The sequence below is a fragment of the Microvirga sp. genome, assembly GCF_014699075.1.
Classification (GTDB): domain Bacteria; phylum Pseudomonadota; class Alphaproteobacteria; order Rhizobiales; family Beijerinckiaceae; genus Microvirga.
The window spans coordinates 46144-57730 of the sequence record NZ_JACXAB010000025.1 but is presented as its reverse complement, the minus strand read 5'-3'; the positions used below and the strand labels follow the sequence as shown (position 1 = coordinate 57730).

The 11587-nt window shown below is 63.3% G+C and carries 12 protein-coding genes and 1 tRNA gene; 3 read left to right on the top strand and 10 right to left on the bottom strand.

Going from position 1 to position 11587, the window contains the following annotated elements; all coding sequences use genetic code 11:
• Positions 1-562: 562 nt before the first annotated feature.
• The 3 genes from IC232_RS22555 to IC232_RS22545 form a co-directional block, all read right to left on the bottom strand.
• Positions 563-637 (bottom strand) — tRNA-Gly (locus IC232_RS22555).
• A gap of 56 nt (positions 638-693) precedes the next feature.
• Positions 694-1785: a 2'-deoxycytidine 5'-triphosphate deaminase gene (locus tag IC232_RS22550; RefSeq protein WP_190847201.1), complete on the bottom strand. Its 1092-nt coding sequence runs from the start codon at positions 1783-1785 to the stop codon at positions 694-696.
• Between the two features lie 88 nt (positions 1786-1873).
• On the bottom strand, positions 1874-2488 hold the full coding sequence (locus IC232_RS22545) for a CDP-alcohol phosphatidyltransferase family protein (RefSeq protein ID WP_190847200.1): 615 nt from the start codon (positions 2486-2488) through the stop codon (positions 1874-1876).
• 89 nt (positions 2489-2577) lie between these two features.
• Between IC232_RS22545 and apaG the strand changes: the two genes are divergently transcribed.
• Positions 2578-2970, top strand: coding sequence for a Co2+/Mg2+ efflux protein ApaG (gene apaG / locus IC232_RS22540; protein WP_190847199.1), 393 nt, complete (start codon positions 2578-2580; stop codon positions 2968-2970).
• Positions 2971-2978: 8 nt separating this feature from the next.
• Entirely contained in the window at positions 2979-4151 is a 1173-nt protein-coding gene (argE, locus tag IC232_RS22535) for an acetylornithine deacetylase (protein ID WP_190847198.1), read from the top strand.
• 144 nt (positions 4152-4295) lie between these two features.
• Here the strand turns inward: argE and IC232_RS22530 are convergent, their stop codons facing one another.
• The 3 genes from IC232_RS22530 to IC232_RS22520 are packed head-to-tail and all read right to left on the bottom strand — an operon-like array spanning position 4296 to position 7419.
• Positions 4296-5291, bottom strand: a complete 996-nt coding sequence (locus tag IC232_RS22530) for an Hsp33 family molecular chaperone (protein ID WP_190847197.1) — start codon at positions 5289-5291, stop codon at positions 4296-4298.
• Positions 5288-6214: an ornithine carbamoyltransferase gene (gene argF, locus IC232_RS22525; protein WP_190847196.1), complete on the bottom strand. Its 927-nt coding sequence runs from the start codon at positions 6212-6214 to the stop codon at positions 5288-5290. Before argF ends, IC232_RS22530 begins: the two co-directional genes overlap by 4 nt.
• Positions 6211-7419: an aspartate aminotransferase family protein gene (locus tag IC232_RS22520; protein WP_190847195.1), complete on the bottom strand. Its 1209-nt coding sequence runs from the start codon at positions 7417-7419 to the stop codon at positions 6211-6213. Before IC232_RS22520 ends, argF begins: the two co-directional genes overlap by 4 nt.
• A 374-nt stretch (positions 7420-7793) precedes the next feature.
• On the opposite strand from IC232_RS22520, the gene IC232_RS22515 reads away from it, so the two are divergent.
• Positions 7794-8333: a GcrA family cell cycle regulator gene (locus IC232_RS22515; RefSeq protein ID WP_190847194.1), complete on the top strand. Its 540-nt coding sequence runs from the start codon at positions 7794-7796 to the stop codon at positions 8331-8333.
• Positions 8334-8403: 70 nt separating this feature from the next.
• Here IC232_RS22515 and phoB read toward each other — a convergent pair whose 3' ends face one another.
• The 4 genes from phoB to pstA are packed head-to-tail and all read right to left on the bottom strand — an operon-like array spanning position 8404 to position 11582.
• Positions 8404-9120, bottom strand: coding sequence for a phosphate regulon transcriptional regulator PhoB (gene phoB / locus IC232_RS22510; RefSeq protein ID WP_190847193.1), 717 nt, complete (start codon positions 9118-9120; stop codon positions 8404-8406).
• Between the two features lie 2 nt (positions 9121-9122).
• Entirely contained in the window at positions 9123-9836 is a 714-nt protein-coding gene (phoU, locus tag IC232_RS22505; RefSeq protein ID WP_190847192.1) for a phosphate signaling complex protein PhoU, read from the bottom strand.
• A gap of 25 nt (positions 9837-9861) precedes the next feature.
• Positions 9862-10680, bottom strand: a complete 819-nt coding sequence (pstB, locus tag IC232_RS22500; protein WP_190847191.1) for a phosphate ABC transporter ATP-binding protein PstB — start codon at positions 10678-10680, stop codon at positions 9862-9864.
• Positions 10677-11582 (bottom strand): phosphate ABC transporter permease PstA, encoded by a 906-nt coding sequence (pstA, locus tag IC232_RS22495; RefSeq protein WP_246812339.1) that lies wholly within the window; start codon positions 11580-11582, stop codon positions 10677-10679. The genes pstB and pstA overlap by 4 nt, the downstream gene beginning before the upstream one ends.
• Between the last annotated feature and the right edge of the window lie 5 nt (positions 11583-11587).

The window sequence follows — 11587 nt, the reverse complement described above, 5'->3', positions numbered from 1 at the left end:
CGACTTAACGTCAGGCCCACCAGCCCGGTCTCTGTGGAAGTTCTAAACAACAGCCACATCAGCGGCCGCCGTCGATGAAGATGTTCTACCCGAACCCCTTCTTTAGGTCAACACCTTTTTCGATTAAATTTTCGAAATCGGCATCAGCCCGCGCCATCAAGCAATATACAGACAAGCTTCATCGTTCGCAGAGATTATATTAACCTCTGCGTTTACTTGCTCCGGATCAATGACAGCGATCCGAAAGCTATTCTTTTCCGTCAGAGGAGCCATCGAGACTCGCCATATATTGGCGCTCATGGCTCTTGTCGCAGATCAGGGTCTTCTAAGAACTCTGATCGAGACCCGAACAAGCGTCGTGATCCAGAGATCGCGGCAGCGTCGGGGCTATTAAGATTGAAGCTCGTCGGAACTGAATTCCGGCGGGGCTGCGGATATGTCGATTCCCGGTTGGTTTGTCAACACCGGCAACGACACATCAGAGATACTTTCCGCACTCTCTCGACGATCAAGGTAAACGGAAGCGCTCGCCCGCAGGCTCCTGTCGTGATGGGAGGGGAATTGGAGCGGGCGATGGGAATCGAACCCACGACATTCAGCTTGGGAAGCTGACGTTCTACCTCTGAACTACGCCCGCGTGTCTCTATTCATACCCGGCCTTGCGGCGATCCCGCAAGGGGGCGGCTTGAGGGATCACCGGAAGTGCTTCGACAGCTTCAGCCCTTGGGCCTGGTAGTTCGAGCCGGCACCCGCGCCGTAGAGCACCTTCGGGCGCTCGGCCATACGCTCGTACACGAGGCGTCCGACGATCTGCCCGTCTTCCAGGATGAACGGCACGTCACGGGAGCGAACCTCGAGCACCGCACGAGCCCCCTCCCCTCCTGCCCCCGCATGACCGAAACCCGGATCGAAGAATCCGGCATAATGGACCCGGAACTCGCCCACGAGAGGATCGAACGGCACCATCTCGGCGGCGTAATCCGGCGGTACATGCACCGCTTCCTTGGAGGCGAGTATGTAGAACTGGCCCGGGTCCAGGATCAGGGTCCGGGAGGCATCCGCATAGAGCGGCTCCCAGAAATCGGTGACGCGGCAGGAGCCCGGTTTGTCGACGTCGACGAGGCCGGTATGGCGCTTGGCACGATAACCGATCAGGTTGTCAGGACCGAAACCGGCGAGATCCACACTGACGGCGACGCCATCCTGGATCGACGGTTCGGCGGAGGTCACCACCCGCTCACGCTCGTGAAGCGCCAGGAGTTCCGCATCGCTCAGGCGCACATCGCCCTTGCGCAGGCGCAACTGGGACAGGCGCGTGCCCGTCCGGACCAGCACCGGGAAGGTGCGCGGCGAGATCTCGGCATAAAGGCGGCCACGATAGCCCGCACCGATCGTGTCGAATTCCTGGCTCTGGTCGGTGATGACGCGGGTGAACACGTCGATGCGGCCCGTGGAGCTCTTGGGGTTCGCCGCCGCTGAGAGATCCTGCGGCAAAGCGAGTTCCTCCTGCAGCTCCGCGATATAGACGCTGCCGGTCTCCAGGATGGCGCCCCGGCTCAGGTCGATTTCGTGGAAGCTCAGCTGGTCGAGGCGATCCTGGACCGTATGGTTCCTCCCCGGCAGGAAGCTGGCCCGCACCCGGTAGGCTCGACGGCCCAGCCGGAGGTCCAGGCTCGCCGGCTGCACCTGATCGGACGCGAAGGGCGTCTCCGGCTTGATGGCTCCCGCTTCCGCAAGGCGCATGATGGCATCAGCCGATTGGATTCCGTCCTTCAACGCTACCATGTCCGTCATCCGAGAGCCCCGCCCCCATAAAAGTGTTGAGCCTGTCAGTATCCTCTAAGCCTTGTTACGGAATTCTCAATCGCTTTCGTTAAGCCTCGTCGCGGAACGCGTGCCAGGCTAGCGTGATGCGGGCCAGCGCGCTCATCATGGTCAACCCGGCGAACGCGTAGGCCAGGACCGCAAAATGTCCGGGGAGCAGGATCATGGCGACGAAAAACAGGATCGTTTCCGTGCCCTCCATGAAGCCGGCCGTGAAATAGATCGACTTGATGCCCCTGACGTCGCTGCTCATCCCCCGCTTGGCGGCGACGGCCGCGAAGGCAAGGAAGCTTGCTCCATTGACATAGAAGGCGAACAGGAGAACCGCTGCCGGCAAGGCGAAGGCGCCGGGATCACGCAGGGCGAAAGCCAACGGAATGGCCCCGTAGATGGTAAAATCAAGAACGATATCCAGAAAACCACCCCGATCCGTCCGTCGGGTCGAGCGGGCGATCGCACCGTCAAGCCCGTCGAGAAGCCTGTTGAGGCCGAACAGGACGAGCGCCACAATATCAAGCTCGAAGATGATCATGAGGGCTGCGGCCAATCCCAGCCCCAGCCCTGCCAGCGTCACGGCATCGGCGGAGATGCCTGCCCCTGCGAGGCCCTGCCCCAGCCGGTCAATCGACGGATCAATCCTGCGCCGCACCCATCCGTCGAGCATAGCCGGTTCTCCTCTGCGTCGATTGACGACGTATGAGGACGGCCTTACCACGGGCGGGTCCAACTCCTCTACTGGGTGAAGGCAGACGCATGTACAAGGCTGTGACCCGCGGCATCTCTGTGACGGTGATGCCCCGCTACATGCCCGAAGAATCCTCCCCCGATGACGGCCGCTACTTTTTTGCCTATACGGTGGAGATCATCAACACGAGTCTGGAGCGGGTTCAGCTGCGGGCCCGCCACTGGCGGATCACAGACGAGCACGGCCATGTGCAGGAGGTGCGTGGCGCGGGCGTGGTCGGCGAGGAGCCTGTGCTCGGGCCGGGCGAGAGCTTCAGCTACACGAGCGGCTGCCCCTTGACGACCCCAGGCGGAACCATGCAGGGCACCTACCTGATGGAGACCGCGAGCGGCGAAACTTTTGATGCTGAAATCCCCGCCTTCTCACTCGATATCCCGCGCGCGAAACGCGTGCTGCACTGAGGTTCCCGATGTCACCTAAAGGCCAGCGGCTCACGCCGCTCGAAATGCTGGCGAAACTCGTGTCCTTCGACACGGTGAGCTCGAAGTCGAACCTGCCGCTCGTCGACTTCGTGGAAAGCTACCTCCAGAGCTGGAACGTGCCGTATGTGCGCGTGCCGAACGAGACCGGCGACAAGGCAGCCCTCTATGCGACGGTCGGACCTCAGGATCGCGGCGGGATCGTGCTCTCCGGCCACACGGACGTGGTGCCGGTGACTGGGCAGGCCTGGACGTCGGATCCCTTCACCCTTCGGGTGGAGAACGGGCGGGCCTATGGGCGTGGAGCCGTGGACATGAAGGCCTTCGATGCGCTCGCCCTGGCGCTGATCCCGGAGTTCAAGGCCGCGAACCTCACGACGCCTATTCACATCTTGCTCTCCTATGATGAGGAGACGACCTGCCTCGGCGTGGTCGACGTGATCCGACGCCTCGGCCACGATCTGCCGATGCCGAAAGCTGCAATCGTGGGCGAGCCGACGATGATGGAGGTGGTGGACGCGCACAAAAGCGTCGTGACCTTCAGCACCACGGTGCATGGTTTCGAAGCCCATTCATCCAAACCTTATCTTGGCGCGAGTGCCGTGATGACGGCGGCAGAACTGATCGCGGAATTGAACCGGATCGGCGACGAGATGATGGAACGCGGCGACACGAGCGGACGCTTTGATCCGCCTTACACGACCGTGCATGTGGGCACGATTTCGGGCGGCACGGCACGCAACATCCTCTCTAAGTCGTGCAGTTTCCATTGGGAGTTCCGCGGCCTGCCGAACCTCGATCCGCAGGAGATCCCAACCCGCTTGGAGGCGTTTGTGCAGGAGGTCGCGCTCAAGCGCCTCAACCGCTTTGGTGATTTCGGACGGATCGAAACGAAGCTTGAGGTGGCTGTGCCAGGCCTTGCGCCGGAGCCGGGATCATTTGCGGAAACTTTCACTCTGCGGCTTGCTGGCAAGAACCAGACGCAGACCGTGCCCTTCGGCACGGAGGCGGGCCATTATCAGGCGGCCGGCATCCCGACCGTGGTCTGCGGACCGGGCTCCATCGATCAGGCGCATCAGCCGGATGAATACATCACCTTGGACCAGCTCGAGGCAGGGGCGGCCTTCATGCGCCGACTCGCTGCGACATGTGCGAGTTCTTAAGACCGTTCACAACACTTTGCCCTCATCCTGAGGAGCGGCCGTGAGGCCGCGTCTCGAAGGATCATCCAGTGCTCTCTGGAGCCTCCTTCGAGACGGTCACTATGTGACCTCCTCAGGATGAGGTGAGTGTGTGTTGAGAAGAGGTTATTGGGATGCCTCTGCCTTCGCGATCTCGGCCTCGACCTCCACCGGATCCAGATCATAGAAGCGCGAGCAGAACTCGCAGGTGATGCCGATGCGGCCGTTCTCGCCCACCATGTCGCGGCGGTCTTCCGGCGGGAAGCGGCGCATCATGCCCATGATGCGCTCATGCGAGCACGTGCATTCCTCATGCACGTGCTGGCCCTCGAAGACACGCACGCCACGCTCATGGAACAGGCGGTAGAGAAGCGTCTCGCTGGACACGGTGGGATCGACCAATTCGTGATCCTCGACGGTGCCGACCAGCGACTTGGCCTCGAGCCAGGCATCGTCCTCGGACGGCCCAGTGAGATCGTTCGACGGGTGGCCCTCAGGGATATCACCCGGGTTGAGATCCGCCTGCCGCAGGCGCTCGGGAGACGAGGGCAGGAACTGAATCATCAGACCGCCGGCACGGTAGGTGTGGCGACCGTTCTCGAATTGCTCGGCCACGGCGAGGCGCACCTGCGTCGGGATTTGCTCCGACTGGCGGAAATACTGGTGCGCCGCTTCCTCGAAGCCCTGACCGTCCAGCGCGACGACACCCTGGTAGCGGCTGCGCTCGGAACCCTGGTCGATGGTCATGGCAAGATAGCCGGAGCCGAGAAGCTCGCCTGTTCCCACTGAGGCGGAGTCGAGAGCCTCAAGCTTGTCCTTGTCGAAGCGGGCCGTGGCGCGTAGGCGGTCCGGCGCGTTGAAGTCCACCACCACCATGTCGATGATGCCGTCGGTTTTCGTCTGCAGCTGGAAGCGTCCCTCGAGCTTGAGGGATGCGCCGAGCATGACGGTCAGTGCCGCTGCCTCGCCGATGACGCGGGCAACCCGGTCGGGATAGCCGTGGCGGGCCAGGATGGTGTCGATGGAAGAACCGAGGCGCACCACGCGTCCGCGCACGTCGAGGGGCTCGACCGCGAAGGGGAGGACAATGTCGTCGGTTCCTTCAAACGAGGCTGAACTCATGCGCTTGCTGCTCCGAGGCACCAGGCCAGGATGCCCTTTTGTGCGTGAAGCCGGTTCTCGGCCTCGTCGAAAACCACGGATTGCGGACCGTCCATCACCTCGTCCGTCACCTCCTCGCCGCGATGGGCGGGAAGGCAGTGCATGAAGATGGCCTCCTTGTCGGCCACGCCCATGAGCCTGCCGTTGACCTGATAAGGCTTGAGCAGGTTCTGGCGGCGGAACTCGTCGTCGTCGCCCATGGACACCCAGCAATCGGTGATGACCGCGTGGGCGCCCTCGGCGGCCTCGAAGGCATCGGTGGTCACGCTGATCTTGGCCCCTTCCTGTTTCGCCCAGGACAAAAGCTCCGGGCGAGGGGCAAGTTCCGGCGGGGACGCGATCTTCAGTGTGAAATCGAGACGCGCGGCCGCGTGGACCCAGGAGGCGAGAACGTTGTTGGCGTCGCCCGTCCAAGCGACCGTCTTGCCGTCGATGGAGCCGCGATGCTCCTCGAAGGTCATGATGTCGGCCATGATCTGGCACGGATGGGTCACCTTGGTGAGACCATTGATGACCGGGATCGAGGCGTACTGGGCGAGCTCCGTCACCATGGCATGATCGAGGGTGCGGATCATGATGGCGTCCACATAGCGGGACAGGACCCGCGCCGTGTCGGCGATGCTCTCGCCGCGGCCCAGCTGCATTTCCTTGCCGGTGAGCATCAGCGTCTCGCCGCCGAGCTCGCGCATGCCCACGTCGAAAGAGACGCGGGTGCGGGTGGAGGGCTTGTCGAAAACCATGGCCAGGACCTTGCCCTCGAGCGGGCGGTCCTTGGCCTTCTCGCCACGGCGGCGCTTGGACTTGATGTCCGAGCCGATCTTCAACAGGCTCCGGATCTCCGTTCCGGAGAAATCACTCAGATCGAGGAAATGGCGGGTTGTCATTGGGCGACTCCCGGCTGAGAGGCGGCTTGCTGCGCAGTTTCAATGGCCGTGCAGGTGGCATCCAGGCGATCGATGGCCTCTCCGAGATCGGCCTCCGAAATGATCAGCGGCGGCAGAAGGCGGACAACGTTGTCGCCGGCGCCGATGACGATCAGCTTCTGATCGCGGGCGGCGCTCACGAAGGCGGTGTTGGGAACAACGGTCCGCAGACCCATGATGAGCCCCTGCCCTCTCACCTCGGCGATCACGCCCGGATGGCGGTCCTTCAGTTCCGCGAGGCGCTGTTTGAGCAGCAGGCCTTTGCGTTCGACGCTCTCCAGAAAGCCGGGCTCCAGGATCACGTCGAGCACCGCATTGCCGACCGCCATGGCAAGCGGATTGCCGCCGAAGGTGGTGCCGTGGGTGCCCAGCGTCATGCCCTTGGCGGCTTCTGCCGTGGCAAGGCAGGCGCCGAGAGGGAAGCCGCCGCCGATGCCCTTGGCCACCGACATGATGTCGGGCATCACGCCGCTCCACTCATAGGCGAAGAGCTTGCCCGTGCGGCCGACCCCGGTCTGGATCTCGTCGAAGATCAGGAGCAGCCCATGGCTGTCGCACAGGGCCCGCAGCTCGCGAAGGAAAGCGTTCGAAACGGACCGGACACCGCCCTCGCCTTGGATCGGCTCGATCATCAGGGCCGCAGTCTGCGGACCGATCACAGCCTTCAAGGCTTCGATATCCTCAGGCGGAACCTGATCGAAACCCTGGACCTTGGGGCCAAAGCCTTCCAGGTACTTTTCCTGCCCGCCGGCCGCGATGGTGCCCAGCGTCCGGCCGTGGAAGGCGCCCTCGAAGGTGACGATATGGAAGCGCTCGGGGTTGCCGTTCGCATAATGATAGCGGCGCGCCATCTTGATGGCGGCTTCGTTCGCCTCGGCGCCGGAATTGGCGAAGAACACGAAATCCGCGAAGGTGTTGTCGACCAAGCGCTTGGCCAGTCGCTCCCCTTCGGGAATCTGGAACAGGTTCGAGGTATGCCAGACTTTGGAGGCCTGCTCGGTCAGGGCCTGGACGAGGTGCGGGTGGGCATGGCCCAGGGCATTGACTGCGATGCCGGCACCCAGGTCGAGATATCGCTCGCCATCTCGGCCGTAGAGCCAGGGGCCCTCTCCCTTCTCGAACGAAAGCTCGGCACGGGCAAAAGTCGGCAGCAATGGCGATATCACAGGTTGTCTCCGCCTCCAAGGACCCAAGGTCGCACCCGGGTCCGAAAAAGAAAGCGCCGCCCCAGCAGGGGCGGCACGGCTGGGGATTCTAACGAGGTGCGAGACCCTGTCAATTCAAGAGAAATGAACTGACTCATCACAAGGAACTTTTCCCAAAGGTGAGTTCCTTGGGGAAAACGGCAGGGGTTGTTCGGGGACTCTTGCGCCCGAGTCCACCCATCCTGTAACTTCGGGTCAGTCGAGTACGGCATTCGTGCGGCGGCATTCACCCTCAGGAGCGACCCTCGCAACGCGGTCGGACATAAAAACCCTGTCCGCGAAGCATCCGGGATTCTGAGTGTTTGAAGGCCGCCTCCGGTGGAGGCAGATTGAAAATGATAGATGCGGGCGCAACTTGGACGGACGAGCGGGTCGAGCTTCTCAAGAAGCTCTGGACCGATGGTTTGAGCGCGAGCCAGATCGCCGCCGAGCTTGGCAACGTGACCCGTAACGCGGTTATCGGCAAGGTTCACCGCCTCGGCCTGTCCGGCCGGGCCAAGGATGCCAAGCCGGCCGGCTCCGCCGCCGCGGCCCGCCCCCGCAAGGCGACCCGCGCGCCGAGCGCCCCGGCTCCCCTGCCGCCTCAGCCGCACACCAACAATGTGGTCATCGCCCCGATCGCCCTCCAGCCCGTGACCCAGGAGCCGAGCGTCTACGTCGAAGACGACCTTGCCGTTCCGGTCTCCGAGCGCGTGACCATCATGGACCTGCGCGAGTCCATGTGCCGCTGGCCCATGGGCGACCCGACCAAGCCCGAGTTCCGCTTCTGCGGCGCCCGCTCCATCACAGGCCTGCCCTATTGCACCCACCACGCCCGCGTCGCCTACCAGCCGGTGGCCGACCGCAAGCGCGACCGGAAGTTCGCCCGGGCTTGAGCCTCATCGTCTTTAAAAGAAAAGGCCGCGCTGATCGTTTCAGCGCGGCCTTTTCTTTCATCGGATCTCCTCAGGCCTCCAGCGCCTGCTCCTCGCGAGCAAAGGTCTCGTCGAAGGAATAGCCGGCGCCCCGCACCGTACGGATGGGGTCAGGCTTGCGCGGCAGGTTGATCGCCTTGCGCAGGCGGCCCACGTGCACATCCACGGTGCGCTCGTCGATATAGACGTCGTGGCCCCAGACGGCATTGAGCAGGTGCTCGCGGGAAAAGACGCGACCAGGGCTCTGCATCAGGAATTCGAGCAGGCGGAACTCCGTAGGCCCCAGGTGCAGTTCCTGGCCGGCGCGGCGAACCCGGTGGGTTTCGCGGTCGAGCTCGATGTCGCCGGCTCGCAGAAGCGTTGCGATATAGGCGGGCTTCGTCCGGCGCAGGAGCGCACGCACCCGCGCCAGCAGCTCAGGCACGGAGAAGGGCTTGACGATGTAATCGTCAGCGCCGGTGGACAGGCCGCGAATCCGATCGCCCTCCTCGCCCCGAGCCGTGAGCATGATCACCGGCAGGCGCTCGGTTTCCGACCGCGCGCGAATGCGACGGCAGAGCTCGATGCCGGACAGGCCGGGCAGCATCCAGTCGAGCAGCACGATGTCAGGTATCTGCTCGCGCAGGCGGATCTCCGCCTCGTCGCCGCGGGACACGCTGTCCACGTCATAGCCCTCGGCCTCGAGGTTGTAACGCAGGAGGAGCATCAAAGGCTCCTCATCCTCCACGATCAGAACGCGAGGCCCCATGATCAGGCTCCCGCCTCGACCGTAGTGTCGATGGAGCGGTCGTTCTTCGGCCGGTCGATGGCCAGCGTCTCGGCCGTGACGAGGTAGTGAACCGTCTCGGCGATGTTGGTGGTGTGGTCGCCGATCCGCTCGATGTTCTTGGCGCAGAAGAGAAGGTGCGTGCAGAACGAGATGTTGCGCGGATCTTCCATCATGTAGGTGAGGAGTTCCCGGAACAGGGAGGTGTAGAGCGCATCGATGGCGCCATCGCGTTTCCACACATCGAGTGCCTTCGCCGTGTCCTTCTGCGCATAGGCGTCGAGCACGTCCTTGAGCTGCCCCATCACCAGATCGTTCATATGCCGGAGACCCACCACGATCTTGTGCGGCTGGAAGTCGTCGCCGATCGCAAGCGCCCGCTTGGCGATGTTCTTGGCGAGATCGCCGATGCGCTCCACGTCGCCGGCGATGCGGATGGCCGAGATGGTCTCGCGCAGGTCGACCGCCAGGGGTTGACGGCGGGCGATGGTGAGAATGGCGTTCTCCTCGACCTCACGATGGAGAACATCGAGGCGCGGGTCGGACGCAATCACCGTCTGGGCCAGAGGCTTGTCATGGCGGGCCAGGGCGGAAACGGAGTCGACCAGCATCTTCTCTGCGATGCCGCCCATCTCGGCGATGCGCTGCCGGAGCCCCTGGAGATCGGCGTCGTAGGAGCGGACGATATGCTCTGACATGGAGGTTCTCCTTGAGCCGCTTCGATCAGCCGAAGCGGCCCGTGATGTAGTCCTGAGTCTGTTTCTTGGCCGGGTTCATGAACATCTTGGTGGTCGGGCCGAACTCCACGAGTTCTCCCAGATACATGAAGGCCGTGAACTGCGAGATGCGGGCCGCCTGCTGCATGTTGTGCGTGACGATCACGATGGTGAACTCGGAGCGGAGCTGCTCGATGAGCTCCTCGATCTTGCCCGTGGAGATCGGATCGAGTGCCGAGGTCGGCTCGTCAAGGAGGATCACCTCGGGCTTCTGCGCGATGGTGCGCGCGATGCACAGGCGCTGCTGCTGGCCGCCCGACAGGCTCATGCCCGACTGACGGAGCTTGTCCTTTGCCTCGTCCCATAGAGCCGCCTTGCGCAGGGCCTCCTCAACGCGGCCGTCAAGTTCGGATTTCGGCAGCCTCTCGTAGAGTTTGATGCCGAACGCGATATTGTCGTAGATCGACATCGGGAACGGTGTCGGCTTCTGGAACACCATGCCAACGCGGGCCCGGAGCTCGTTCACGTCGATGGAGGGCGACAGGATGTTCTGGCCGTCGAGCAGGATCTCGCCATCGGCGCGCTGCTCAGGATACAGGCTGTAAATGCGGTTGAAAGTGCGCAGCAGGGTCGACTTCCCGCAGCCGGACGGACCGATGAGTGCCGTTACCTGCCTGTCGTAGAAATCGAGGTTGATGTCCTTGAGGCCGCGGAAATCACCGTAGTAGAAATTCAAATCTCGCACGGCGATGCGCACAGGCGCTTCGGCATTTCCGGCGGCGGCTTTTCCGACCGCGCTGCTCGTGTTGAGGGCAATCGTGCTCATCGGACTTTATCCTTCCTCAGGAGCAGGCGCGCCACAACCGACAGCGCCAGGATCGACATGGTGATGATAAGGGCGCCGGCCCATGCCAGTTCGCGCCAGTTCTCGTAAGGCGAGAGGGCGAACTGGTAGATCATGACCGGCAGGTTGGCGACGCCACCCATCAGGTTGGGGTTGAACCAGAAATTGTTGTTGAGGGCCGTGAACAGCAACGGGGCGGTTTCGCCGGCGATGCGGGCAGTGGCCAGCAGCACGCCGGTCACCATGCCGGCGCGCGCCGCCTTCCAGCTGATCTTGATGATCACGGTGGACATGGGGGCACCGAGCGCAGCACCCGCCTCACGCAGCGAACCCGGCACGAGGCGCAGCATGTCCTCTGTGGTGCGCACGATCACGGGCACCGCGATGATCGCGAGCGCAACGCCACCAGCCCAACCGGAATAGCCCCCCATGGGCTGCACCATGAGCATGTAGACGAAGAGGCCGATCAGAATGCTGGGCGCGGCGAGCAGGATGTCGTTCACGAAGCGAATGACCTCAGCCAGCTTCGAGCTTTTGCCGTACTCGGCAAGATAGGTGCCAGCCAGCACACCGACGGGCGTTGCTACGACGATGCCGAGAACGGTCATGATCAGGCTGCCCACGATGGCATTGGCGATACCGCCACCCTGGGTGCCGGGTCCCGGCGTCGTTTCGGTGAAGACCGCGGGCGACAGGCCGCCGATGCCCTCGACAAGCAGCATCAGAAGGATCCAGCCGAGGACGAAAGCGCCCAGGACCGTAAACAACGTGCAGATGATCTTGAGGGCGCGGTCGGCCACATGGCGGCTGCGGCGCACCCGTCCCCAGGGGGCAGGAGCAATCGTCGTCCCAACCGAGGTCTGGTGCTGCAGAGCGGTGTCCATCATCG